At 42.7% G+C, this 26,532-nt stretch carries 24 protein-coding genes, 2 tRNA genes and 1 pseudogene; 7 read left to right on the top strand and 20 right to left on the bottom strand.

Annotated features, from left to right (window positions below):
* The 3 genes and pseudogenes from L4C32_RS15640 to L4C32_RS15650 all read left to right on the top strand — a co-directional run.
* Positions 1 to 221, top strand: a pseudogene (locus L4C32_RS15640) (integrase core domain-containing protein); the annotation flags it as partial.
* 115 nt (positions 222 to 336) lie between these two features.
* Positions 337 to 1,263, top strand: coding sequence for a LysR family transcriptional regulator (locus tag L4C32_RS15645; RefSeq protein ID WP_428197825.1), 927 nt, complete (start codon positions 337 to 339; stop codon positions 1,261 to 1,263).
* Positions 1,264 to 1,436: 173 nt separating this feature from the next.
* Positions 1,437 to 2,009 carry a porin family protein gene (locus L4C32_RS15650; RefSeq protein WP_428197826.1) on the top strand — a complete coding sequence of 191 codons (573 nt, stop codon included), beginning with the start codon at positions 1,437 to 1,439 and terminating at the stop codon, positions 2,007 to 2,009.
* Between the two features lie 142 nt (positions 2,010 to 2,151).
* On the opposite strand, the gene prfC is transcribed toward L4C32_RS15650, so the two are convergent.
* The 5 genes from prfC to ubiT all read right to left on the bottom strand — a co-directional run bounded on the left by prfC (position 2,152) and on the right by ubiT (position 5,849).
* Positions 2,152 to 3,732 carry a peptide chain release factor 3 gene (prfC, locus tag L4C32_RS15655; RefSeq protein WP_428197827.1) on the bottom strand — a complete coding sequence of 527 codons (1,581 nt, stop codon included), beginning with the start codon at positions 3,730 to 3,732 and terminating at the stop codon, positions 2,152 to 2,154.
* Positions 3,733 to 3,938: 206 nt separating this feature from the next.
* Positions 3,939 to 4,385: a ribosomal protein S18-alanine N-acetyltransferase gene (gene rimI, locus L4C32_RS15660; RefSeq protein ID WP_428197828.1), complete on the bottom strand. Its 447-nt coding sequence runs from the start codon at positions 4,383 to 4,385 to the stop codon at positions 3,939 to 3,941.
* Complete coding sequence (locus L4C32_RS15665) at positions 4,375 to 4,773, bottom strand: DNA polymerase III subunit psi (protein WP_428197829.1); 399 nt, start codon at positions 4,771 to 4,773, stop codon at positions 4,375 to 4,377. Before L4C32_RS15665 ends, rimI begins: the two co-directional genes overlap by 11 nt.
* A 61-nt stretch (positions 4,774 to 4,834) precedes the next feature.
* A complete protein-coding gene (locus L4C32_RS15670; protein WP_428197830.1) occupies positions 4,835 to 5,338 on the bottom strand; it encodes a GNAT family N-acetyltransferase in 504 nt (167 codons plus the stop codon).
* Positions 5,328 to 5,849: a ubiquinone anaerobic biosynthesis accessory factor UbiT gene (gene ubiT, locus L4C32_RS15675; RefSeq protein WP_428197831.1), complete on the bottom strand. Its 522-nt coding sequence runs from the start codon at positions 5,847 to 5,849 to the stop codon at positions 5,328 to 5,330. Before ubiT ends, L4C32_RS15670 begins: the two co-directional genes overlap by 11 nt.
* A 203-nt stretch (positions 5,850 to 6,052) precedes the next feature.
* On the opposite strand from ubiT, the gene L4C32_RS15680 reads away from it, so the two are divergent.
* The 3 genes from L4C32_RS15680 (at position 6,053) to L4C32_RS15690 (ending at position 10,105) form a co-directional block, all read left to right on the top strand.
* The gene (locus L4C32_RS15680) at positions 6,053 to 8,101 is read left to right on the top strand and encodes a sensor domain-containing protein (protein ID WP_428197832.1); all 2,049 of its coding nucleotides are present in this window, start codon (positions 6,053 to 6,055) and stop codon (positions 8,099 to 8,101) included.
* Positions 8,102 to 8,211: 110 nt separating this feature from the next.
* A complete protein-coding gene (gene ubiU / locus L4C32_RS15685) occupies positions 8,212 to 9,213 on the top strand; it encodes a ubiquinone anaerobic biosynthesis protein UbiU (RefSeq protein ID WP_428197833.1) in 1,002 nt (333 codons plus the stop codon).
* Between the two features lie 13 nt (positions 9,214 to 9,226).
* Entirely contained in the window at positions 9,227 to 10,105 is an 879-nt protein-coding gene (locus L4C32_RS15690) for a U32 family peptidase (RefSeq protein ID WP_428197834.1), read from the top strand.
* A 56-nt stretch (positions 10,106 to 10,161) separates the two neighbouring features.
* Here L4C32_RS15690 and nlpI read toward each other — a convergent pair whose 3' ends face one another.
* The 15 genes from nlpI to rlmE all read right to left on the bottom strand — a co-directional run bounded on the left by nlpI (position 10,162) and on the right by rlmE (position 26,117).
* Positions 10,162 to 11,079, bottom strand: a complete 918-nt coding sequence (nlpI, locus tag L4C32_RS15695; RefSeq protein ID WP_428197835.1) for a lipoprotein NlpI — start codon at positions 11,077 to 11,079, stop codon at positions 10,162 to 10,164.
* A 91-nt stretch (positions 11,080 to 11,170) separates the two neighbouring features.
* Complete coding sequence (gene pnp, locus L4C32_RS15700) at positions 11,171 to 13,294, bottom strand: polyribonucleotide nucleotidyltransferase (protein WP_428197848.1); 2,124 nt, start codon at positions 13,292 to 13,294, stop codon at positions 11,171 to 11,173.
* A 310-nt stretch (positions 13,295 to 13,604) separates the two neighbouring features.
* Complete coding sequence (gene rpsO / locus L4C32_RS15705) at positions 13,605 to 13,874, bottom strand: 30S ribosomal protein S15 (RefSeq protein WP_428197836.1); 270 nt, start codon at positions 13,872 to 13,874, stop codon at positions 13,605 to 13,607.
* Positions 13,875 to 13,992: 118 nt separating this feature from the next.
* The gene (gene truB, locus L4C32_RS15710) at positions 13,993 to 14,946 is read right to left on the bottom strand and encodes a tRNA pseudouridine(55) synthase TruB (protein ID WP_428197837.1); all 954 of its coding nucleotides are present in this window, start codon (positions 14,944 to 14,946) and stop codon (positions 13,993 to 13,995) included.
* Positions 14,946 to 15,350: a 30S ribosome-binding factor RbfA gene (gene rbfA / locus L4C32_RS15715; RefSeq protein WP_428197838.1), complete on the bottom strand. Its 405-nt coding sequence runs from the start codon at positions 15,348 to 15,350 to the stop codon at positions 14,946 to 14,948. The genes truB and rbfA overlap by 1 nt, the downstream gene beginning before the upstream one ends.
* Before the next feature lie 151 nt (positions 15,351 to 15,501).
* Positions 15,502 to 18,192, bottom strand: a complete 2,691-nt coding sequence (infB, locus tag L4C32_RS15720; protein WP_428197839.1) for a translation initiation factor IF-2 — start codon at positions 18,190 to 18,192, stop codon at positions 15,502 to 15,504.
* A gap of 19 nt (positions 18,193 to 18,211) precedes the next feature.
* Positions 18,212 to 19,699: a transcription termination factor NusA gene (nusA, locus tag L4C32_RS15725; protein ID WP_428197840.1), complete on the bottom strand. Its 1,488-nt coding sequence runs from the start codon at positions 19,697 to 19,699 to the stop codon at positions 18,212 to 18,214.
* Positions 19,700 to 19,720: 21 nt separating this feature from the next.
* Positions 19,721 to 20,176 carry a ribosome maturation factor RimP gene (gene rimP, locus L4C32_RS15730; RefSeq protein WP_428197841.1) on the bottom strand — a complete coding sequence of 152 codons (456 nt, stop codon included), beginning with the start codon at positions 20,174 to 20,176 and terminating at the stop codon, positions 19,721 to 19,723.
* 165 nt (positions 20,177 to 20,341) lie between these two features.
* A tRNA-Met gene (locus L4C32_RS15735) sits at positions 20,342 to 20,418 on the bottom strand.
* Positions 20,419 to 20,520: 102 nt separating this feature from the next.
* Positions 20,521 to 20,605: transfer RNA gene (locus L4C32_RS15740), tRNA-Leu, on the bottom strand.
* A gap of 33 nt (positions 20,606 to 20,638) precedes the next feature.
* Entirely contained in the window at positions 20,639 to 20,974 is a 336-nt protein-coding gene (secG, locus tag L4C32_RS15745; protein ID WP_428197842.1) for a preprotein translocase subunit SecG, read from the bottom strand.
* 249 nt (positions 20,975 to 21,223) lie between these two features.
* Positions 21,224 to 22,561 carry a phosphoglucosamine mutase gene (gene glmM, locus L4C32_RS15750; protein ID WP_428197843.1) on the bottom strand — a complete coding sequence of 446 codons (1,338 nt, stop codon included), beginning with the start codon at positions 22,559 to 22,561 and terminating at the stop codon, positions 21,224 to 21,226.
* A 14-nt stretch (positions 22,562 to 22,575) separates the two neighbouring features.
* Positions 22,576 to 23,415, bottom strand: a complete 840-nt coding sequence (folP, locus tag L4C32_RS15755; RefSeq protein ID WP_428197844.1) for a dihydropteroate synthase — start codon at positions 23,413 to 23,415, stop codon at positions 22,576 to 22,578.
* Positions 23,416 to 23,499: 84 nt separating this feature from the next.
* The gene (ftsH, locus tag L4C32_RS15760; protein WP_428197845.1) at positions 23,500 to 25,437 is read right to left on the bottom strand and encodes an ATP-dependent zinc metalloprotease FtsH; all 1,938 of its coding nucleotides are present in this window, start codon (positions 25,435 to 25,437) and stop codon (positions 23,500 to 23,502) included.
* 50 nt (positions 25,438 to 25,487) lie between these two features.
* Positions 25,488 to 26,117, bottom strand: a complete 630-nt coding sequence (rlmE, locus tag L4C32_RS15765) for a 23S rRNA (uridine(2552)-2'-O)-methyltransferase RlmE (RefSeq protein WP_428197846.1) — start codon at positions 26,115 to 26,117, stop codon at positions 25,488 to 25,490.
* A gap of 115 nt (positions 26,118 to 26,232) precedes the next feature.
* Between rlmE and yhbY the strand changes: the two genes are divergently transcribed.
* Positions 26,233 to 26,529 carry a ribosome assembly RNA-binding protein YhbY gene (yhbY, locus tag L4C32_RS15770; protein WP_428197847.1) on the top strand — a complete coding sequence of 99 codons (297 nt, stop codon included), beginning with the start codon at positions 26,233 to 26,235 and terminating at the stop codon, positions 26,527 to 26,529.
* The last annotated feature ends 3 nt before the right edge of the window (positions 26,530 to 26,532 follow it).

The raw sequence follows: 26,532 nt of genomic DNA on the forward strand, positions 1-26,532 counted from the left end.
GGGTATGACTGCTATCAAAATGCCCTTGCAGAGCGTATAAATGGCATACTGAAACAGGAGTTTTTGTTGTACAAGTGCCGAGGGCTTGATGAATTAAAATTGCTCGTTGATGAGTCAATACAGATATACAATGAAATGAGACCGCATTTAAGTTTGGGAATGAAGACACCAAACGAGGTGCACAAAAAGGTCAGAGCGAAAAGCTTCTGACCTTCTATTAAAAACCGTCAACGTATTTTAGGACGGGACACCAAATTACAGATATAGAGTCACATGTTTAACTGACAGTGATATATTTGTAGCAACGAAAAAATGTTAATCATAAGAAGGCTTATCATGGCTAAAGACCTCTTCTACAGTCTTGACCTTAATCTACTGCGTACCTTTTTAGTGTTATCTCAAGAACTAAATATGCGTAAAGCCTCTGAGCGCCTTTTTGTTAGTCAACCCGCCATAAGCCAAGCGTTACAAAAATTAAGACACCACTTCAATGATGAATTGTTTGTGAAAAGTCGTCACGGATTAAATGCGACTAGTTACTGTGACGATCTGGCAGAAGGTTTATCTCCTATACTTGATGACCTATCAAACTTGCTTAATGCTAAAATTGAATTCGAACCAAAACTTCTTACTGGCACCATCAATATTGCGTTATCACCGATAGTATTGAGTTCACTTTCCGGCACCATTTTTACAAAAATTCGACGTTTAGCTCCTAATGTAGAACTTCATTTACTCAATTGGAAAGAGAGTACATTAGATGATATCGCCAAGGGGAAGATAACTTATGGTGTCAATTACGAGTGCACCAATACACCTAAAGAGTTGTTAACCAAAAAACTCATTGATACGTTGGCTAAGGTGATCGTAAGAGAGAACCACCCTATAAAGAAAAACACAGTTACTGTTTATGATGTCGAGCCCTATGAAATTGCATCCTTAATTATTCCTGGATGGAACAATCAGAAAAGCCTTGCACAAGAGGTAATGACCAGCCATGGCCTGGAAGCAAACATTGGGTTTCGTTCTGAACTACCAATGGCTATTTTAGATGTGATCCAACAAAGTGATATGTATTACCCAAGCAACTCCATTTTCAATCAAACGTTATACCCTCAGATTAGAGTGTTAGACGTTGAACTGAGTGGGGTACCGTTAACTTACTCAATTTATGGCTACTACCATTTAAAGCACAGAAAGAACCCAATGCATCAATGGTTACATGGTGTCATTCAAGAGTTACTCGATGACAGTAACTCATAAGCGTGACTTATTAGCAGGTGTCGAAATACTAATTAGAGGGTTCACACCTTTCATTTTACCCTACTCAAACAGGTCAAGGAGACCCTAGTGACGAAGCGATAGACTTTGTCTTTGCAAGGTAGCTCAATAAAAATAATTATTTATCATGCATTTACTTATTATTGAGTCCCAAAATGAAAAAAAACATACTTCCTCTTGTTATCTCGATCTTCTCAATATCATCGCCGTTCTCTTTTGCACTCGCTGATGATGACTACCAAGGGCATCGCATCGGTGCTGGATTTTCCACTACCGCTGTCTATTTAGATACTCTCTTCACTAATGATTGGTACGACTACGGTTCCGGTTTTAAAGTTGAATATGGCTACGACATCAATAGGATTTTTGGCATTAACCTCTCCTATGAAACCAATAAAGATGCTGTTTCCATCAGTAATTTAAGTAGCTCTATGGATGGCACTACCTTCAAGATCAACTCTGATATTGGCTATGCCTTTTTACTTAATGGATGGGCAATCAAACCTTATGGCTCCGTTGGGTTAGTCAGTTATAAGGAGGAAGGAAGAGTAAGCTGTGGTAGTAACTGCTCAATCAATAGTAAATACAGTGACAATACTCTCTCCCTTGGTGCTGGAGTTAGAGCACACTTAGACTCTGGCCTATACGCTGATTTTCGTAATGATTTTTTTGTCACCGACAATGAAGATATTGCACAACTCTCACTAACACTGGGTTATAGATTCTGATTTCTACCACTTGGTGACTCTCGCCCTTGATGCATTTTCTTCAAGGGCTTTTTTCTATCGATATTGGTACTTTCATTAAACCAAAAAAAGGCTTAGAAGTGTGCTTCTAAGCCTTTAGATTTGATTAAGAGATACTCTCGCCTTAGTGTTCGCGAGTCGCCCTAAACGCTACCTCAGGGAATCGATCTGAAGCCAAACTCAGGTTAACCATGGTCGGTGCGATATAGGTTAAGTTATCCCCACCATCAAGCGCTAAGTTAGTTTGATTTTTACGTTGGAACTCATCCAATTTTTTACCATCTTCGCACTCAACCCAACGAGCAGTTGCCACGTTAACACTTTCATAGATGGCTTCTACGTTATATTCTGATTTTAGACGAGCGACCACGACATCAAACTGAAGTACACCCACCGCGCCAACAATCAAGTCATTATTTTGTAATGGTCTAAATACTTGAACAGCGCCCTCTTCAGACAGCTGAACCAACCCTTTAAGCAACTGTTTCTGCTTAAGAGGATCACGTAATCGAATACGGCGAAATAGCTCAGGGGCAAAGTTTGGAATACCAGAGAACTTTAAGTTTTCGCCTTGAGTAAAGGTATCACCTATTTGGATGGTTCCGTGGTTATGCAAACCAATAATATCCCCCGCATACGCCGTTTCAGCTCGAGCGCGATCACCCGCCATAAAGGTCACCGCATCTGAGATACTGACCCCTTTGCCGGTACGGACATGATTCATTTTCATGCCCTGTTTGTATGTACCAGAGACAATACGCATAAAGGCGATACGGTCACGGTGTTTTGGATCCATGTTGGCTTGAATCTTGAAAACAAACCCAGAGAATTTCTCTTCGGTCGCTTCAACTGCGCGCTCTGTTGCTTGACGTGTTTGAGGTGCAGGAGCCCACTCAGTTAAGCCGTCTAGCATATGGTCAACACCGAAGTTACCCAGTGCGGTTCCAAAATAGACAGGAGTCAACTCTCCCGCTAAGAAAAGCTCTTGATCAAACTCAGGACAAGCTCCCATCACAAGCTCTATCTCATCACGAACACTCGCTGCTAAATCGTCACCTACGGCAATATCGAGTTCAGGATTATCCAGCCCTTTGATGGTACGAACGTCTTGAATCTCATGGCCATGGCCAGATTCATATAAGATCGTTTCATCACGATGAATATGGTAAACCCCTTTGAACTCTTTACCACAACCAATTGGCCATGAAATTGGCGCGCAAGCCATTCCAAGTTCACTCTCGACTTCATCCAGCACTTCCATTGGATCACGAACATCTCGATCCAATTTATTCATGAAAGTAACTATAGGTGTATCACGCAGACGGGTGACTTCCATCAGTTTACGAGTACGATCTTCGACACCTTTCGCAGCATCGATGACCATTAAGCAAGAATCAACCGCCGTAAGAGTACGATAAGTATCTTCAGAAAAATCTTCGTGTCCTGGGGTATCCAATAGGTTTACTAGACAACCATTAAATGGAAACTGCATGACTGAAGTCGTTACAGAGATTCCACGCTCTTTCTCCATCTCCATCCAATCCGACTTAGCGTGTTGATTTGAGCCGCGGCCTTTAACCGTTCCCGCTTTTTGAATCGCGTTTCCGAACAATAACACTTTTTCGGTAATGGTTGTTTTACCCGCATCGGGGTGAGAAATGATGGCAAACGTTCTACGTTTACCCACTTCTTGTAAAAATGACATAGTGATAACCTTGAGATGTAACGCTTAAAACGCCCTACAAATGGCGTTTTAATATAAATGATGATTTCTAAGCGATTAGAAAACTAATTAGTAATTCACATTAATTAGTTAGATTTACATCTGAATACTCCATCAACTTAAAAAATAGCCAATTGGCTAAAGTGGCCGAATTATACGCAAAATTGACCACTATCTAAAGATAAGATTTAGAAGAATAGATAACTCATGATTAACGCATCTTCTTTGCCATTAGCCGTGGGGTAATAGTTGTGACGTCGTGTGACTTCATTAAAACCAATCGACTCATACAGCGAAAAAGCTTTTGTATTACTCTCTCTTACCTCTAGCCATGCCGATTCCGCGTTTAACGTCTCACACTCAGTAATAAATAACTCACTCAATTGACGACCAAACCCTTTTCCTTGAAATTGCGGATCGATTGCGATAGTCAGTAGCGTCACTTCGCCAACGATATTCTGTGAATAGAAGTAACCCACCAGCGTTTCATCCAGCAGTAAGCCACAATGGTGCCCACCACGGCTGTTCAGATTTCGAATCATAGACTCTGACCAAGGGTGAGTATGGGCAACTTGCTCGATACGCCAGACATCATCCAGCATCGCCTCGGTAAGTTTTACTAATTTAACGTTCATATGCACAAATTTGCTGCCATAGGTGTCGGCGAGAGTCACTGCTCTCTCTCATTTCAGATAAAGAGATAGATGATAGCGTTCGCACTCCGGTAAGCGGCGTCACTTGAACGCCTGAAAACCAGCACCAGGTAAGCTGATGCTCTGACAGGAGTTCAAGTGCCGCTACTGGAAGAAAAACCGCCTGTTCTGGTGTTAGCTTCATACTTGCTAAGACTTTAGCAAATAACCACGCCTCATGTTGCTGCGGGTTCTTTTCTGCAATCAAAAGCAGTTTACAGCTCTCAGGGAGAGAGATCAGATTAGCGTGATAGTCAGGGAAAAGAGTCGGTTCTCGAATCTGCCATGCAGAAATGCCCATCTCATGTAAATACTGCAAATCACGTTGCATGGTGAGCTGACCTTCTGTTATCGATAATATATTGGTGTTAATAGTAACATTTTCACGGTAATTATAGTGAATCAAATTCAGCGCAATAGCTGACTAAACCACTTTTACTCTCAAGAAACTCAGGGGCGTAACTCTTAACCATAAATGCCTCTTCAGTATCTGGCCACTTGCAGTGTAAGTTATGCTTCAACGCGGCTTCGAAGCCAAAACGCTGATAATAAGCAGGATCGCCCAACACAACGCAGACTGGGTAACCAAGCTCAGAAAGAATCGTGATCCCTTCGTCAATGAGCTGTTTTGCAATGCCTTGTTTTCTAAATCCCTCTTTCACCGAGACTGGTGCCAACCCTTGCCATCCCCAGTCTTCACCAGCGACAAGAACGGGGCTAAACAGTGCATGGGCAATCACTTCGCCTTCATCGGTACAAGCAACCACACCTAATGTTTGGTTGCCATTCTCTCTTAGGCTCATGACCAGCTCAGCTTCTGAGTGAGTGGGAAATGTGCTTTTTAATAACTGATCCACAATTAAAATATCCGCGGGAGCTTCTGTTCTAAAAAGCATGTTGTTGGGTTCCTTTCTCTTCACTCATCTGTATACCTTGTTGAATAAACGTTGCTAAATGATTCAATGCTTTTAATACCGGAACCGGCAGTGCATCAAGATCAACACTGTCCATTAGGTTCTTCACTTCTAAACCTAATTCCGTATCGCCTTCAATTTTTAATCTACGCTTGAAAAAGAGACTGTCAGGATCCTCTTTTCGACCTGCGATTAAGATCAAATCGTTAAGATTGCCACTAAAACTAACATCTTCAATCACCTTCATATCTGAAACAATCAGTTGCTCATTGTCATAACTGATATACCAGTGTAGGTTCAAGTCAAGTACCGATACTCTCAACCAGCGATGCTCAAGAAACTCAAAGTCTCCATCTTCCAATGCTTCTTTAAAAACCTGCTTTAATGCCTCAAATAGAGCTCTATTTTGCAGAGATGATGGGCAAAATTGGACAGCAGATCTCAAAAAAGGAGGAGCGTTGTGAACTAATTGCATTTTTAACTTGTTTATCACTGTACTCTTACCAATTGATTATTCAACTTTATGGATTTTGATTATAATGAATTGTCATAAGGGCTGCATGCTTTGTATCAAAAAATGACATTTTTGATTTAACAAAAAGCGCTCAACTGTTACATAATCAAATTTTACTGTTATAGTTATCTATAAGTCTTACGCGCACCAAATCAATGCGTTAAATTATGGTGATATATTAAATGCCGACAAAGCAGTTACAGCATTGGTTTTCAATTCTTACAGACAATAGCCCGTCATTCTTTGCAGTCATAGACAAAAAGCATAATTACTTAGTAGTAAATGATAGATATTCAGAGGTTAGTGGCCTGAGTAAAGATGAACTCATCGGTCGATGTGATCGTGATGTTCTCGGTGACAACTACTACGAGGTATTGAAAGAGTTCTATGTACGTGCTTTCAAAGGAGAAAGCATTGAGGCAGAAGTAAACATTGAAAGCCGAAATTTTGAAACCAGCTTGCACTTCAGCGTCACTCCATTAAGTAAAGAGAGTGATATTGAAGGTGTGCTGTTTCATGCTATCGACATTTCTGAACAGCAGGTTTTACTCAATTCACTGAACGAATCTGAAAATAAATTCTTAAAACTCACCTCTTTGCTCACTGATGGCCTCTTCCTGCTTGAAGATGACATTATTCTGTCCGCAAACCCAGCCTCTGCTGAGCTTTTAGGATTTAAAAGTGCCAATGAGTTTATTGGGGAAGAGCTGCATACCTTACTGATCGACGAAAACAGTAACCAGCCTTTGGGTATGCGCATCAGAGAACTCAGTGAAGATGAAGAACTCTATTGCATTACGGGCCCCAAATGCCTTGCAAAAAGGCGCATTAGACTCACCGCCCAAAATACTCATGTACTTGGTTCTAACGCCAAAATTGTGCTCATTTCAGAAGCCCTAGAGGACCATCTACCAAGTAGCCATACTGAGCAGTTTGTTATGCTTGATCCTCTGACTGGTCTCTATAATCGTCAAGGCTTTAGCCACCGTATCGAACATCACATCGAGAATGACATTCCATTTGTGATGCTCTATCTCGATATTGATAACTTTAAAAATATTAATGATTCTCTTGGTCATCATGTCGGCGATAAGGTGCTTAAAGACATCTCAAACCGATTACGCAGGCTGCTTCCTAAAGAAGCGACATTAGGGCATTTAAGCGGCGATGAGTTTGCGATCATTTCGCCGGAACCAGAAAATGAGCAAGTATCGCAAACCCTATCTAAACAGATCATCGAACTGATTAATCAACCTTTTGATCTTCACCACTTCTCGAAACGCCTTGCCTGCTCAATTGGCAGTGTTAACTTTCCTGGTGATGGTACTGACGCTCGAATCCTACTGCAAAATGCGGATACCGCCATGTATGAGGCAAAAGAGCGAGGCCGAAACCGCATGATTCATTTCGATGACCAGATGAATAAAAAAGCTCGAATGAGGCTATGGTTAGAGATTGAGTTACAAAAAGCACTGCAAAATCAAGGCCTAGAAGTGTGGTACCAACCTAAGGTGAATGCTCGTAACTTCACAATTAATGGTGCAGAAGCTTTGGTTCGTTGGAAACACCCTGTGGAAGGCTATATTAGCCCTGCTCAATTTATTCCGGTTGCAGAGTCATCTGGCATGATCGAGCAGGTCGGTAAAGTGGTGATGAGAGAGGTTTTCACTACGGTTAACCGCTGGACATTGCAAGGGATTATTCCAGGACGCATTGCAATCAACTTATCCCCGCAACAATTTGGTAGCCCCCACTTAATTGAGTACATGTCAAAGCTACTTACATCAACCGGGGTGGATCCTGCGTTGATTACTTTTGAGCTAACCGAAAGTGCGGTAATGAGTGATAGTGTCCATACCATCCAGATGCTCAATGCGATTAAAAAACTAGGGTTCGCGCTCTCTATTGATGACTTTGGTACCGGCTATTCGTCGCTATCCTACCTTGCTCGATTCCCACTGGATGAAATTAAGATCGATAGAAAATTCATTATGGAGATCGATACACTACCCAAGCAGATTGCCATCATTGAAAACATTATCAACCTTGGAAAGACCCTCTCCATGCAAGTCGTTGCCGAAGGGGTAGAGACCCGTCAACAAGCAACGTTACTATCCAATTTAAACTGCGATACCATCCAAGGATTTCATTTCTACAAACCTCAACCTAAAGAAGAAATTGAAACCATTTTTATAGATAGCAGCCGTCGTAAGGTCAGAGGTCATAAGTAGAATCACTAAACCTTAAATACAATCGCTATAAACCTGCCTTAAATCAAATCATGTTGCTTTGAAATTTTTTACCATCGGCTATTAAAAAATTTGTTCGCCAAGGTATTCATATGGAACTCCTTTGTCCTGCAGGTAACCTACCTGCTTTAAAGACCGCCATTAACTGCGGTGCTGATGCCGTTTATATCGGTTTTAAAGATGACACGAATGCTCGTCACTTTGCTGGCCTTAACTTCACTGGCAAGAAGTTAGATAAAGCGGTGGACTATGTGCATGACCATCATAAGAAAATTCACGTCGCGTTGAATACCTTTGCTCACCCAGATGGATTTGAGCGCTGGACCCAGGCCGTTGACCGCGCCGCAGATATTGGCGTCGATGCGTTAATCATTTCAGACATTGCGGTTCTGGATTACGCGAGCACTCGCTATCCTGAACTAGAGCTACACCTCTCTGTTCAAGCTTCTGCCACCAACGTCTCTGCTATAGACTTTTATAAAAACAATTTTAATATCAAACGCGTGGTGCTGCCTCGAGTTCTTTCCATTCATCAAGTGAAACAGCTCTCCAGAAATATAAATCCTGATGTTCAACTAGAAGTGTTTGCCTTTGGTAGCTTATGCATCATGGCTGAAGGGCGCTGCTACCTCTCTTCCTATATGACGGGTGAATCACCGAATACGGTTGGTGCTTGCTCACCAGCAAAGTATGTTCGTTGGCAAGAGACGGACTCAGGATTGGAATCTAGGCTAAATGATATTTTGATTGATAAGTATGCACCTGGTGAAAATGCGGGCTACCCAACCCTATGTAAAGGACGCTTTGACGTACAAGGGAAGCGTTTCCATGCACTTGAGGAGCCTACGAGCCTGAATACCCTATCCATGTTGCCTCAGCTGTTTTCAGCAAACGTGGCTTCGGTAAAAATAGAGGGACGACAACGCAGTCCAGCTTACGTTGAACAGGTCACCTCTACATGGCGAGCGGCCATTGATCACTATCTAGCGGATCCAGAGAACTACTCGGTACAAGCTAGTTGGGATAATCGTTTAGAAAAAGTGTCTGAAGGGTCGCAGACCACTCTGGGCGCTTATCATCGTGATTGGCAATAATTAGGGGAAAGTTATGAAATACGCACTAGGACCTCTGCTCTATTTTTGGTCAAAAGAACGAGTAGAATCTTTCTATCAGCAAGCAAAAGAGAGCTCTGCTGATATTATTTATCTCGGCGAAAGCGTCTGCTCAAAACGTCGAGAAATCAAAGCTTCTCAGTGGATAAGTATTGCCAAGGATATCTCATCAAGTGGTAAACAAGTGGTGTTATCAACCATGGCACTACTCGAAGCACCGAGTGAGATTAACGTAATGAAAAAGTTGATTGATAATGGCGACTTTATCATTGAAGCTAATGATGTATCTGCCATTCAATTAGCATCAGAAAAGTCACTGCCCTTCGTGGTTGGTCCCTCAGTGAACGTCTATAACGCGCAAACTCTGCAGCTCTTCCTAAAGCAAGGGATGACACGCTGGTGCATGCCCGTTGAGTTATCTCGCGATTGGTTAATGAAAGTTACTCGGCAGATGGAGTTGCTTAACATAACCAATGAGTTTGAAATTGAAGTGTTCAGTTATGGCTATCTTCCTCTCGCTGTCTCCGCTCGTTGCTTTACTGCCCGTGCCGAGAACAGAGCCAAAGATGAGTGTGAAACCTGCTGTATTAACTACCCTAACGGCCTTCAAGTAAAAAGCCAGGAGGGACAAGAGATCTTCACCTTAAATGGTATACAGACTCAGTCTGGATCCTGTTATAACTTGATTAATGATCTTCCAATGATGAAGGAGCTCGTGGATGTCGTGCGACTGAGTCCTTTAAGCGTTGACACTTTCTCTGAAGTGGATAAGTTCAGAAGCAATGAACAGGGTGAACATCATTACAACCTTCAAGAGAATAAACAGTGTAATGGTTACTGGCACAATATTGCGGGTTTAGATATTACGTCCTGACAACAAGCCATTGAGACTGTATTAAAACAGGTTCTCAATGGCTACTATCTAAGACGTTATGACTGAGGTACGGTTTCTGACTCTTTCAATAACGCATCTTCACGTTGCTGTTTAATATGGGTAAAGATATTACCAAGCTCCATCAATGAATATCGGTGTTCTACATACTCATACACATTGTTCGACATCGCCAGTTTATACAATGAGACCGCATTAGAGTAATCGCCTTTTAACTGGTATCGCTTGCCTAAATAGAAGTACGCTTCGGTTAACCTTTCGGCCAATAGTACATTGTTACGACTCTCTTTTAGGATCCCTTCAAAGAACACTTTGTCTGACATCTTATTTAGATACATGTCGACTAAACTCCAACCCCAGTTATCGGTACGGTGAGTTAAGCTCGACGCTAAGTTTTGCTTAGCAAGGTCGGGAGCAATCTCCATTTCTGTTAAATAGAGCCAGATTGCACGATATGGGTCCTCTGGCTCATCATTATAGTGAGCAAGTAACTCACTCTTTGCCATCTCATAGCGTTGACCATAATAGAGGGCAATGCCCAAATTACGTTGCGCATATTGATTATCATCAGCAAGTTCAATGGCTGAATCAAAAGCAGCGTACGCTAAATCAAACTCACGATTTTGCGTATAATAGACCCCCAAAACATTGTATACATCCGACTGATCAGGTTTGATATTCAGTGACTGTGAAAAATCCAATCGGGCAAGGTCCCTTAAACCAACACTGTCATGAATAAGGCCTCTTTCATACAGCAGTTTAGCGCGCATCTCATCTTTTAAATCAGCCCGCGCTAAAATTTGTTCAATACGAGCAAGCTGGATCTCTTGCTGAATATTCGCTTGCAAAGGAACCGCCATTGGAGGGTAGACCCAATCATTTTTATTCGATGTTGTTGCACACGCAGTTAGAAGTAGTGCAGAACTGATCCATAAGAGCCGAAACCATTTTGGCAAAATTATTCTCCATAAAACAAAGACAAAAAAAGGGAGCATCTCTGCTCCCTTTATATCATGCTTTTAACTGAAACGCGTTAGCCGGAGGCTGTTATTCGCTTTTCTCTTCAGTTTTTGAACCGTTTAGCTCAGCATTTGCTTCTTTAATACTTAGACGAATACGGCCTTGGCGGTCGATTTCAAGTACTTTAGTATTCACTTCTTGACCTACTTTCAAGTGATCAGCCACTTTCTCAATACGCTCTTCAGCGATTTGAGAGATATGTACTAGACCCTCTTTAGGACCAAGAACGGTAACGAATGCACCGAAATCTACGATACGCATTACTTTGCCTGGGTAGATTTGACCAACAACAACTTCAGCCGTTAGCTCTTCGATACGACGAATCGCTTCTTTCGCAGCTAGGCCGTCAGTTGCAGCAACTTTTACTGTACCGTCATCATCAATCTCGATGGTAGTTCCAGTCTCTTCAGTAAGAGCACGGATAACAGCGCCACCTTTACCGATAACATCTTTAATCTTATCAGTGCTGATTTTAAGCGTATGAATACGTGGAGCGAACTCAGAGATCTCTTCACGGTGAGTATTGATCGCTTGGTCCATCGTCTCAAGGATATGTAAACGAGCACCCTTCGCTTGGTTAAGCGCAAGCTGCATGATCTCTTTGTTGATACCTTCGATCTTTATGTCCATCTGCAGAGCAGTAACACCTTCACCAGTACCCGCAACTTTAAAGTCCATGTCACCTAGGTGATCTTCGTCACCAAGAATATCAGAAAGAACAACAAAGTCGTCGCCCTCTTTAACAAGACCCATTGCAATACCAGCAACAGAAGCTTTAATTGGCACACCTGCATCCATAAGTGCTAGAGAGGTACCACATACAGAAGCCATTGAAGATGAACCATTAGATTCAGTGATTTCAGATACAACACGTACTGTGTATGGGAAATCTTCTAATGAAGGCATAACGGCAAGCATACCGCGCTTAGCCAGTTTACCGTGACCAATTTCACGACGCTTTGGAGAACCAACAAAACCCGTCTCACCTACACAGTATGGAGGGAAGTTGTAGTGCAGTAGGAAGTTGTCTTTTTTCTCACCCATGATGCTGTCAATGATCTGACCATCACGTTGAGTACCAAGAGTTGCAACAACCATTGCTTGAGTTTCGCCACGTGTGAACAGAGCTGAACCGTGTGTACGAGGAAGAACACCAGTGCGAACGTCAAGTCCACGAACCATGTCTTTTTCACGACCATCAATACGTGGGTGACCCGCAATGATACGGCTACGTACAACGTTTTTCTCAAGTGAGCCAAGCATGCCACGAATTTCGCGTTCATTAAGCTCAGAGTCTTGTGCTAGAAGTGCTTCAACAGCTTCGTTTTTAATTACGCCAACTTGGTCGTAACGAGCCATTTTCTCAGTGATCTGGTATGCCTCAGCAAGACGAGCTTCAGCCAGCTCAGCAACGCGTGCTTTAAGCTCACTGTTTACAACTGGTGCAGTCCAATCCCATGCAGGAGTCGCAACTTCAGCCGCAAACTCTTTAATCGCATTGATTACAGTCTGCTGTTGATCGTGTCCGTATACTACTGCAGCAAGCATCTGCTCTTCTGAAAGCACATCAGCTTCAGATTCAACCATAAGAACAGCAGCATCTGTACCAGCAACAACTAGGTCAAGCTTGCTCTCTTCCAGCTCTGTGTTACTTGGGTTAAGTACTAGCTCATCGTTGATAAGACCGACACGAGCAGCACCAATTGGGCCGTTAAACGGAATACCTGAGATAGATAGAGCAGCAGACGTACCGATCATAGTAACGATATCAGGGTTCACATCTGGGTTAATAGAAACCACAGTCGCAATAACCTGTACTTCGTTCTTGAACGAATCTGGGAATAGTGGACGAATAGGACGGTCAATCAAACGAGCCGTTAATGTTTCGCCTTCAGATGGGCGACCTTCACGCTTGAAGAAACCACCAGGGATTTTACCCGCTGCGTAGGTACGCTCTTGGTAGTTTACTGTTAGTGGGAAGAAGTCTTGTCCTTCTACCGCTACTTTTTTACCAACAACAGAGACGAATACTGAAGTGTCGTCCATGCTAACCATAACAGCAGCAGTAGCTTGGCGTGCAATAACGCCTGTTTCTATCGTAACGGTGTGGTTACCGTACTGAAACGTTTTTACGATTGGATTCACGTAAATTTCCTTTGAAATATAAAATAATGTGATTCAAAACTTTACCAATCGCGACTAGTACAAGCAGACGCATAACATAAGTCACTTGATAGAAAGCTATGTAGATAAATACACTTGTAATAGTCGCGACCATTAGGCCGACATCGGTGACTGTAAAATGCTGAATCGTTGAGTTTTTAGGCAGTCTCATCGAATGATGGTTCTGGCTGGCCATAGTATAAACTAAATTCAGTCAAAGCGACATTTTATCAAGTTTCAATTTACGTCAGGCACAAAAAAAGGAGCCATAAGCTCCTTTTCTTTAATCAGAACAATCTTAGCGACGTAGGCCTTGACGTTTGATTAGATCTTGGTAACGAGAAAGGCTTTTGCCTTTAAGGTAATCAAGAAGTTTACGACGGCGTGAAACCATACGTAGTAGACCACGACGGCTGTGGTGATCATGGATGTGATCAGCAAAGTGGCCTTGAAGGTGGTTGATAGAAGCAGTAAGTAGTGCTACTTGTACTTCTGGGCTACCAGTGTCGTTTTCACATTGTGCGTATTCAGCAACGATAGCTGCTTTAGTTTCTGCATTCAGAGACATAAATCTCTCCTAAATAAGAGTGTGTATTAAAATGTGCCAGCCAATCTCTGATTCAGCCAACACGCGAAGCGCGAATTCTACGCGAAATTATACAAAGCACAAGAGATATTACGCTTAGTTACTCTTCCGTTGCCTCATTTTGAAAAACAACCAGGCGCTTTGGCGCAACTCTGCCATCGTTATCAATTTCAGCAATACCGATAAAGAGTGCTTCTTCGCCCATAGTCATCCGTACAACCCCTTCCGTTGGCGCCCCAAACACTTGAACCGGTTGACCGTGTTGAACATGATCAGCAAGTTCAGGAATTAAGTTAACAGTGGGTAAGTCTTGTACCGCAGAGTCCATTGGCAGTAATAATGGGTCAAGAAGTTCACGTGGAGCAAGCTCTTCTTCTTTTGCCTGGTCTAATAGTGCTTCTAGCTGCTCTAAAGTCACCATACGCTCCATTGGGTAATTAGATACCCCAATACGTCGTAAGTAAGTCACATGAGCACCGCACCCTAACATCTCACCAAGATCGTCAGTGATGGTTCTGATATAGGTGCCTTTCGAGCAGTGAATCTCCATCTCTACTTCATGGCCTTCAAAACGAATCAACTCGATGGAATAGACCGTGATTTTTCTCGACTCTCTTGGAATCTCAATCCCTTCACGAGCATACTCATACAGCGGACGACCTTGATACTTTAAAGCAGAAAACATCGACGGAATCTGATCCGTTTCACCACGGAACTTGGCAATACAGCGTTCAAGTTGCCCACGGTTGACTTTCACATCTCTGGTTTCAACCACTTCACCATCGGAATCTGAGGTATTGGTTCTCTCACCCAATTTTGCAACCACACGATAGCGCTTATCAGAATCCAATAAGAACTGAGAGAACTTAGTGGCTTCACCTAAACAGATAGGCAACATGCCAGTAGCAAGTGGATCTAATGCACCAGTGTGACCGGCTTTTTGTGCGAAAAAGATACGCTTTACTTTTTGCAACGCATCGTTAGAGCTAATTCCAGTTGGCTTGTCTAATAAGATAACACCATCAATAGGACGGCCTTTACGACGTCTTGCCATTACTCTTCACCTTCATCATCGCTTCGACCTGACTCCGAACGGCGACGTTCATCGTCCGTCAATACATTGGTCACAAGATTCGAGATACGCATACCTTCAACTAATGTGTTGTCATAAACAAAAATGACTTCAGGGGTAAGGCGGTGACGAATGCGCTTACCTAATAGCTGGCGCACCATGTATTCATGCTCTTTCAGCGCTGATAAACAGCTCTCTGGCGTTTGATCGCCAATGCAGAAAAAGGTCACAAATACTTTGGCATAAGCCAAGTCACGTGAGACTTCTACATCTGAAATCGTCACCATGCCGATGCGAGAATCTCTTATCTCACGCTGTAAAATCAACGCCACTTCTTTTTGAAGTTGCTGCGATACCCGTTGGGTACGACTAAATTCTTTTGCCATTTTTCATTCTCTAGAAAATACGCTATATAAACAAAAAATGGGAGGCTCGAATGACGATCCTCCCATCGTGGCTCTTACTGTAGAGTAAGAGCGACAACCGTCTGCTTTTTATTATAGTGGCTACTGCCAACCAAAAAGTAGATTTTGTTGATTAATCTAAAGTACGTTTAATCTCAATGATTTCGAATACTTCAATCTGATCACCAACACGAACATCGTTGTAGTTCTTAACACCGATACCACATTCGTAGCCATTTTTAACTTCAGCAACATCATCTTTGAAACGACGTAGTGACTCTAGCTCACCTTCGTAGATAACCACGTTTTCACGTAGAACACGAATAGGGTTATTACGTTTAATAACACCTTCAGTAACCATACAACCAGCGATTGCACCAAGTTTAGGTGATTTGAATACATCACGAACTTGAGCAAGACCAATGATCTCTTGTTTAAACTCAGGAGCAAGAAGACCACCCATCGCTTGTTTAACTTCGTCGATCAATGCGTAGATGACTGAGTAGTAACGTAAGTCTAGGTTTTCGTTTTCAATAATACGACGCGCAGGAACATCAGCACGTACGTTGAAACCAAGCACGATGGCGTTTGAAGCAGCAGCCAGTACAGCATCTGTTTCAGAAATTGCACCAACACCAGAACCGACAATCTTCACTTTTACTTCATCAGTAGAAAGTTTAACTAATGAATCAGCAATTGCTTCAACAGAACCTTGAACGTCAGCTTTAAGAACAACATTAAGTTCTGCTACTTCACCAGCTTCCATATTCGAGAACATATTCTCTAGTTTAGATTTCTGCTGACGAGCAAGTTTCACATCACGGAATTTACCTTGACGGAACAGCGCAACTTCACGTGCTTTACGCTCATCACGTACTACCGTTGCTTCATCACCTGAAGTCGGTACACCAGAAAGGCCTAGAACCTCTACAGGAATTGACGGGCCTGCAGATTCGATATCTTTACCGTTCTCATCACGCATTGCACGAACACGACCATGCTCAACACCACAAAGAACGATATCGCCCTTACGCAAGGTACCTTCTTGAACCAGTACTGTTGCGACTGGACCGCGACCTTTATCAAGACGAGATTCAACAACAACCCCTTTCGCCATGCCATCTTTAATAGCAGTAAGCTCAAGAATCTCAGATTGTAGAAGTATGCTTTCAAGCAGTTCGTCGATATTCAAACCTTGCTTAGCAGAAACGTGAACAAAGATATTTTCTCCGCCCCACTCTTCTGACATAACGTTGTGTTGAGCAAGCTCTGTTTTCACATTGTCAGGGTTTGCATCTTCTTTATCGATTTTGTTCACAGCAACAATAAGCGGAACATTTGCCGCTTGTGCGTGCTGAATCGCTTCAATCGTCTGTGGCATTACACCATCATCGGCCGCTACAACAAGAACCACGATATCTGTCGCTTGAGCACCACGAGCACGCATAGAAGTAAACGCTGCGTGTCCAGGAGTATCAAGGAATGTGATCATACCGTTATCAGTTTCAACGTGATATGCACCGATGTGCTGCGTAATACCGCCAGCTTCACCAGAAGCAACATGCGCTTTACGGATATAATCAAGTAGTGACGTTTTACCATGGTCAACGTGGCCCATGATAGTAACAACAGGAGCGCGAGAAACTGCCTCTGCTTTGTCACCACGATCTGACATTAGAGCGTCTTCAAGTTCATTCTCATTACGAAGAACAACTTTATGCCCCATCTCTTCTGCAACAACCTGTGCTGTCTCTTGATCAATGACTTGGTTGATAGTCGCCATTGCGCCCATCTTCATCATGGTCTTAATCACTTCTGTTGCTTTTACTGACATTTTGTTAGCCAGTTCAGCAAGAACAATGGTTTCACCAATAACAACATCAGATTTTGCAACAGAAGCCGATTTATCAAAACCTTGCTGCATTGATGTTGGCTTATCTAGACCACCACGGTGAGAGTTTCTTCCACCACGTTGATTGCGCTGGTTATTACGACCACCACGACCTTTGGCATTTTTATCAGCACCACCTGGTACTTTTTTCTTACGGCGTGGCTGCTGCTCTACTTTACGGTCGGCAGCATCTTCAGCTTCGCGGGCATGTGTAGAGGTAGTTACATGGTAGTCTGCATTTTCAGACTCTTTTTTCTTTTTCTCTTCTTCAGCCCAACGTACTGCATTCTCTTCAGCCATCTTACGAGCTTCTTCAACTACACGTGCAGCTTCTTCTTCCGCTTTACGAGTCGCTTCTTGTTCTTGGCGAAGTTTTAACTCATCGGCTTCTTTTTTAGCTTCTGAATTTACAGCCGAATTTTTTGAATTCATCTCTTTTTTTGCCTTATCTGCAGCAGCACGCTTCGCTTTTTCTTCTACGTCGCGCTTGGCTTTCTCTTCAGCGTCACGTTTGGCTTTCTCTTCAGCTTCACGTTTCGCATTCTCTGCAGCTACAAGATCCAGTTCAGCTTGTGCCTGCTGTTTTACTGCGTCTTCTGCCGCTTCTTCGACTTCACGTTGCTCCTCTTCTAGAGTGCTACGCTTAACGTATGTGCGTTTCTTTCTTACTTCGACTTGTACGTCCTTACTCTTTCCACCCGTACCTGAAACGCTAAGCGTACTTCTCGTTTTACGCTGTAATGTTAAACGAGTTGGAGCGTCTTCTTCGCCACCGTGCGTTTTTTTCAGGTGAGTCAATAGAGTCTGCTTTTCAGTTTCAGACACTGAATCACTCTCTTTTTTAGTGATTCCAGCTTCAGAAAATTGCTGAAGTAGACGCTCAACTGGGGTATCGATCTCGTTACCCAGTGCTTTAATAGTAATATCGGTCATGCAGCTTCTCCCTACCGGATTATGCTTCGTCACTAAACCAACAGATGTTACGTGCAGCCATGATTAGCTCACCAGCGCGTTCATCTGTTAATCCGTCAATTTCTGAAAGCTCATCAATCCCTTGGTCTGCAAGATCTTCTAGTGTAATTACACCAATTGCAGCGAGTTGGAAAGCGAGCTCTCTTTCAAGGCCTTCAAGTGCTAATAAGTCTTCAGCTGGTTCTGCACCTTCAAATGACTCTTCTTTAGCTAAGGCTAATGTGGTAAGTGCTTCTTTTGCACGAGTACGAAGCACTTCAACAGTATCTTCATCTAATGCGTCAATTTCTAGCAACTCATTGATTGGGACATAGGCTATTTCTTCTAAAGTAGTAAATCCTTCTTCAACCAACATCGTTGCAAAATCTTCATCAAGATCAAGATGCTTAATAAAGTCGTCGATAGACCCTTGAGCTTCTTCTTGGTGTTTTTTCTGCAGGTCAGCAACGGTCATCACATTTAACTCCCAACCTGTAAGGTTAGAGGCCAAACGAACGTTTTGACCACTACGGCCAATTGCTTGTGCTAGGTTATCGGCTTCAACAGCGATATCCATTGTGTTGTTGTCTTCATCAACAATGATAGAAGCAACTTCAGCCGGTGACATGGCGTTAATAACAAACTGAGCTGGATTGTCATCCCACAGTACGATATCAACACGCTCTCCACCGAGCTCACTAGATACAGCTTGAACACGTGCACCACGCATACCAACACAAGCACCAACAGGATCAATACGTCGATCATTGGTTTTCACTGCAATTTTGGCACGAGATCCAGGATCACGAGCGGCGCCTTTCAGCTCAATAAGCTCTTCTGCAATCTCAGGTACTTCGATAGTAAACAGTTCAACTAACATTTCCGGCTTAGAGCGAGTCATGAACAGTTGGAATCCACGTGCTTCAGGGCGAACTGCATACAGGAGACCACGAATACGGTCGCCTGGACGGAAGTTTTCACGTGGAAGTTGATCTTCACGTAAAATAACCGCTTCAGCATTGTTACCAAGATCAATAATTATTGCATCACGATTCACTTTTTTAACGATGCCAGTGATTAAATCACCTTCGTTATCCATGAACTGCTCAACAATCATTGCTCGTTCTGCTTCACGAACTTTCTGAACAATTACTTGCTTAGCAGTTTGTGTCGTTATACGGTCGAAAGTAACAGACTCAATGTCATCTTCAATGTAGCCATCTAATTCGATAGTTTCATCATCGTATTTAGCCGCTTCAATTGAGATTTCTAGAGTTGGCTGTTCAACTACTTCCACAGCTCTCCAACGACGAAATGTTTCAAAATTACCGGTTTTACGGTCGATCTCTACACGCACTTCAATTTCAATGTTGGATTTCTTCTTTGTAGCTGTCGCTAACGCAATTTCAAGTGCTTCAAAGATCTTCTCACGTGGAAGAGCCTTTTCGTTAGACACAGCTTCAACGACTGCTAAGATTTCTTTATTCATATTCTAAGCCTCATTCAGCCTTTAAAATTTAGGAACCAGGTTGGCCTTTGAAATATTACTCAACGCAAAAGTCTCTTCATTACCATCTACAACAACGGTAACAACTTCACTTTCAATGCTTTGAATAATACCTTTCCATTTTCGACGGTCACCCATCGCGATCTTCAACACGATAAGTGCCTCATGACCAATAAATTGTTGATAGTGTTCTGCTTTAAATAACGGGCGTTCTAAACCAGGAGAGGATACCTCGAGGTTGTAAGCCACTGTAATTGGATCTTCAACATCCATTACCGCACTCACCTGACGACTCACTTCTGCACAGTCATCAACTAAAATGCCATTTTCATGGTCAATAAAAATACGTAACGTTGAGTGCTCACCAGCACGTACAAACGTTAAACCGACCAATTCATAACCTAAAGCTTCCACTGGAGCTTCAAGCATTTCAATTAGTTGCCTTTCTAAACCTGTCATATTTCATAACCCCTAGAAACGAAAAAAGGGCTCAGAGCCCATCGGAAATAGTCTATTTCAGATAACAAAAAACCCCGAAAATCGAGGTTCTAGTTACTGGACCCTGAATGCTACTTTCGTAGCTCTTAATAAGAAATTAGAATATAAATATTCTCTTATTAAGATTGGTTGCGGGGGCCGGATTTGAACCGACGGCCTTCGGGTTATGAGCCCGACGAGCTACCAAACTGCTCCACCCCGCGTCCGATGAATAACAAAATTATAATTGTGTCATTCTGCTTTTACAAGCGAAACGCCAATATGCATCAATTCTCTATAAAATAAAACACATACTGTTGTTAATATGGTGCCGAGAGGGGGACTTGAACCCCCACACCCTAAGGCACTAGCACCTCATGCTAGCGTGTCTACCAATTTCACCATCTCGGCATAATTACGTTTAATAAAAACGCAATTTAAAATCTATTGTGGGATATCACTATTTTCAGATGTAGGTACATCTGCATTTACTTCAACGGCTTGTTCAATAACTTGCCCTTGAGTTGGGTCTACCCATGAAGACTCTTCAGTCTTAGTAGATAGGTTACCTAGCGCTAAGCTGATAACAAAAAATAGTGTTGCACAGAACGCTGTCATACGAGTAAGGAAGTTACCAGAACCACCTGAACCGAAAACAGTATTTGATGCACCAGCACCAAATGATGCGCCCATATCTGCGCCTTTACCTTGTTGAATTAGGACTAAGCCAATTACGCCAACTGCGGCTAAAAGATAAATTACAAGTAGTACAGAGTACATTCCAGCCACCTATGTTGCCTAAAAAAATAGGATAAAGAAATTATGCTAACCTTCTGTTTCAGCAATGCTAGCACTCCCTCCGTTTAAGGAGGCCGAAGAATACTAACCAAACCTATATAGGGTTACAAGCTAAATTTTAAAAAAATGTCAGGTAATGAACTGATTGCCGATTAAACGAACAAATAAATGTAGAATGGAGCAGAGTCAAGAGCAAGTTTGCTGCTCTTAACTCTGATGTTGTTTATTTAATTAACAACTCTGCTTCACAGCCTCTGCAATGTGCAACGCGTAAGCCTGTACATCTTCAGCAACTTCACCTTCTACCATCACTCGAATTAACGGCTCCGTTCCTGATTTTCTGAGTAATACGCGCCCGCTTCCACCCAGCTTCCCTTCCACTTCTTTAGTCGCCACCTTCACAGCTTCAGATTCTAATGGATTCGAATCGCCACTAAATCGGACATTTTCGAGCACTTGAGGGAACATGGTCATACCATCATTTAACTCTTTCAGGCTCATTTTACTGCCTACGATAGACGCGATAACCTGTAATGCAGCGACAATAGCATCACCCGTTGTTACTTTATCAAGTAAAATAACATGACCTGAATTTTCAGCACCAATCAACCAGTTATTTTCCACTAGCTTCTGCATAACATAACGGTCGCCCACTGCTGAGCGTTCAAATGGAATGCCTAAGTTTTTCAACGCAACTTCCATTCCCATATTGGTCATCAATGTCCCGACAACTCCACCTTTTAACTCACCACGTCGTAAGGCATCACGTGCAATGATATAAGCTATTTGATCGCCGTCGACTTTTTCGCCCAACTCATCAACCATAATTATTCGGTCGCCATCCCCATCAAACGCAACACCAAAATCCGCTTTTTGTTTTACGACTTCAGCTTGTAGTGCACGAACATCCGTCGCCCCTACTTCGGCATTAATATTGGTACCATTAGGTTCACAACCGATTGCTATGACCTCTGCGCCCAGTTCTTGGAATACATTGGGAGCAATATGATAGGTGGCACCATTGGCACAATCGATGACCATTTTCACACCAGCAAGATTCAACTCTTTTGGGAAGGTGCTTTTACAAAATTCAATATAACGGCCAGCCGCATCATTTAAGCGCATTGCTTTGCCCAATAGAGAGGACTCAACACAGGTCAGCGGCTTTTCCATCTCAGCTTCAATTGCCAACTCAACGTCATCCGCTAATTTAGTGCCTTCTGCTGAGAAAAATTTAATACCATTATCATAATAGGGGTTGTGCGACGCTGAGATGACAATGCCCGCTTCTGCTCTAAAGGTCTGAGTTAAATAGGCAACAGCGGGGGTTGGCATTGGCCCCGTTAATGTCGCTTTTAACCCTGCTGCTGCTAAACCGGCTTCTAATGCCGATTCAAGCATATAACCAGAAATACGGGTATCTTTACCAATGATGACTTTTTTGGTTCCTTGCTTCGCTAGGACTTTTCCCGCAGCCCAACCTAGTTTTAAAACAAAATCTGGCGTGATCGGCGCTTGTCCAACTTTGCCACGAATACCATCGGTTCCAAAAAATTTACGTTCTGCCATCTTCTCTTCCTTAACTATTTTTCTAACTGAAATTGCTGGGTCATCTGGCAAATTTTAACAATCTCCACGGTCTCTTCGACATCATGAACTCGAATTATTTGCGCCCCTTTCATAGCTGCTATTGTTGCACAAGCCAAACTTCCTGCAAGGATATCTGTTGGTTTCTTATCTAACAATTTGAAGATCATGGACTTTCTAGACATGCCTGCAAGCAGCGGAAATCCTAACTGATGAAAGTGCTCAAACCTTGCCAGTAGCTGATAATTTTGTTCGATTGTTTTTCCAAAACCAAAGCCAGGATCAATAATAATATTTTCACGGGCTAACCCATGCTGCTCACACAATGTTATACGTTCATTCAAAAAAAACGTGATCTCTTTAAACAGATCCTCATAACTTGGGTTTGCCTGCATCGTTGCTGGTGCTCCCTGCATATGCATTAAACAGACAGGAACTTGCAATTGAGCCGCAACATTCAAAGCATTTGGCTCCTGCAGTGCTCGAACATCATTGATCAAATCAGCACCAGCACTCACCGCTTCTTTCATCACTTCAGCTTTACTGGTATCAATTGAAATCCAGATGTCTGAATGTTCACGAATGCGACCAATAATAGGAATAACACGAGATAACTCTTCGTCCGTCGAAACCGCACTCGCTCCTGGCCGCGTTGATTCCCCACCGATATCAATAATACTGACACCGGCTTCAATCATCGCTAAGGCTTGTTGCTGCGCACTATCAAGATGGTTATATCGACCGCCATCTGAAAACGAATCAGGGGTAACATTCAATATCCCCATTACGCGAGGTGATTCCAGATTCAGGCTCTTTGATTTGCTTTTTAAAATCATAAATAGGCTTTGCTGCTGTAATGAAAAAAACCCTGAGAACTGCTTCTCAGGGTTACTATTATTATCGACTATTGCTGCAGGTGATTATTTCTCTTGTTGAGAGTCATCTGATTTGTCTTCAGTACTTTCTTCTGTTGACTCAGCTTTTGTCTCTTCCGGTTTAGCCTCTTTTGCAGGCTTGGCCGCAGGAGCATCATCAGTCGTCCAGCCTTGTGGATCTCGAATATCTTCTACTCTATCCATCAAGTCATCGATTTGACCAGAGTCAATCGTTTCATACTTCATCAGTGCATCTTTCATTGAGTGCATGATATCCATATTATCTTCAAGAAGCTTACGGGCGCGTTCATGGTTACGTTCGATAATCGCACGAACTTCATCATCAATTAACTGCGCCGTTGCATCTGACATATGTTTACTTTGCGTCACAGAACGACCAAGGAATACTTCACCTTCATCTTCAGCGTATAACAAAGGACCTAATTTGTCAGAGAAGCCCCACTGAGTCACCATCTTACGAGCAATATCCGTCGCATATTGAATATCACTTGATGCACCCGTAGAGACTTTTTCGCTGCCGTAGATAAGCTCTTCAGCCAAACGACCACCATAAGCAACTGAGATTTTACTCTCTAGTTTCTGCAAGTTAATGCTGATTTCATCACCTTCAGGTAAGAACATGGTAACACCCAATGCTCTACCACGAGGGATAATGGTTACTTTATGAATAGGATCATGCTCAGGAACTAAACGTCCTACAATGGCATGGCCCGCTTCATGGTAAGCCGTCGACTCTTTTTGATCATCAGACATAACCATTGATTTGCGCTCAGCACCCATCATGATTTTATCTTTCGCTAACTCAAACTCAACCATTGAAACAACACGCTTGTTGCCACGAGCGGCAAAAAGAGCGGATTCATTGACCAAGTTCGCAAGATCGGCACCAGAAAATCCAGGGGTACCACGAGCAATCACTGATGGTTCAACGTCACTGGCCAAAGGTACTTTACGCATGTGAACTTTTAAGATCTGCTCACGTCCACGAACATCTGGTAATCCAACCACAACCTGACGGTCAAAACGTCCAGGTCGAAGCAGTGCAGGGTCTAATACATCAGGACGGTTAGTTGCCGCAATAACGATAACGCCTTCATTGCCTTCAAAGCCATCCATCTCCACCAGCATTTGGTTCAGTGTTTGTTCACGCTCATCATGCCCACCACCAACACCAGCGCCACGTTGACGACCTACAGCATCGATCTCATCGATAAAGATAATACATGGTGAGGATTTTTTAGCTTGTTCAAACATATCACGTACACGTGAAGCACCAACACCCACAAACATCTCAACAAAATCAGAACCTGAAATCGTAAAGAAAGGCACTTTTGCTTCACCAGCGATTGCCTTAGCAAGTAACGTTTTACCGGTACCAGGGGGACCGACAAGCAGAATACCAGTAGGAATTTTACCACCCAGCTTCTGGAAACGACTCGGATCACGTAAGTAATCAACAAGCTCTTTAACGTCCTCTTTCGCTTCATCACAACCAGCAACATCACCAAACGTGGTTTTGATCTGCTCTTCGGTCATCATGCGGGCTTTACTCTTACCAAACGACATGGCGCCTTTGCCACCGCCGCCTTGCATTTGACGCATGAAGAAAATCCACACACCAATCAGTAAAATCATTGGGAACCAAGAAATAAAGATAGAGGCAATTAAGCTCTGCTCTTCTGGTGCTGTACCTACAACTTTTACATTTTGGTTAATCAAATCATCCAGAAGTTTAGGATCTTGATAAACCGGCATGTAAGTTACGTTACGGCTACCATCATTTTTAACAAAGGTAATTTCACGGTTATTAAACTGTGCTTCTCGAATCTGACCTTGGCCAACTTCACGAACAAATGTGGTGTAATCGGTTTGTTTTCCACTATTTTCGCCAGGGCCGAAGCTCTGGAAAACAGACATTAGAACAACGGCTATTACTAGCCATAGAATGAGATTTTTTGCCATGTCACTCAAGGTGTTAACCCCGCGGTAGCTATAATAATAAAGGTAGACTACTACAGTTTATAACCTGTAGCCACTATATATACTTCTCTAGAGCGCGCTCTGGAAGAATCGGGTTTTCTAATTTTCACAACCTTAAACATGTCTCTAACGTCCTGAAGATATTGATCAAAGCCTTCGCCTTGAAATACCTTAACAGTAAAACTGCCATCAGGACCAAGTACTTGCCTGCACATATCTAGTGCTAATTCAACTAGATACATTGCTCTTGGTTGGTCAACCGATTGGTTGCCGCTCATGTTAGGCGCCATATCAGACATCACGACATCAACCATATTTGGTTGAATTCGCGTCAATAGCGCATCAAGAACAGCTTCTTCTCGGAAATCCCCTTGAAGGAAACTCACTCCAGCAATTGAGTCCATAGATAATATATCGCAAGCAATCACTTGCCCAGAATCACCTACAATTTCAGCTGCATACTGTGACCAACCTCCGGGGGCGGCACCAAGGTCAACAACCGTCATCCCTGGTTTAATCAGCTTATCTTTGTTCTGTATCTCTTCTAATTTAAAGATAGCACGAGAACGATAACCTCTTTTTTGCGCTTCTAAAACATATTTGTCATCGAAGTGCTCTTTCAGCCAGCGTCCAGAGCTTGCTGAATGTTTATTTTTACTCATTTATACCCTAATTTTTATCAAAACTGTGAAGACCGTTACGAAAAATTAGTCTTAATCTCTAGATGGCGTTAGAATAGGCTGTTTTCAACCCTTAATCTAATTTAATAAGGCTTTTATGAACCTTAGCACCAAACAGAAGCAATACCTTAAAGGTCTTGCTCACAATTTAAAACCCGTTGTTTTAATGGGCTCTAATGGCTTAACTGAAGCCGTTCTTGCAGAAATCGAGATCGCCTTAGATCACCACGAACTGGTTAAAATCCGTGTTGCTTCTGAAGATCGCGACACTAAGAATTTGATTATAGAAGCAATTGTTCGTGAAACAAAAGCTGAAAAAGTTCAAACCATTGGTAAGGTGCTTGTCCTGTTCCGTCAAACGGAAGCAAGAAAAATTGAAATACCACGTAAATAAGGC

Source organism: Aliivibrio kagoshimensis (genome assembly GCF_050337105.1).
Classification (GTDB): Bacteria; Pseudomonadota; Gammaproteobacteria; order Enterobacterales; family Vibrionaceae; genus Aliivibrio_A; species Aliivibrio_A kagoshimensis.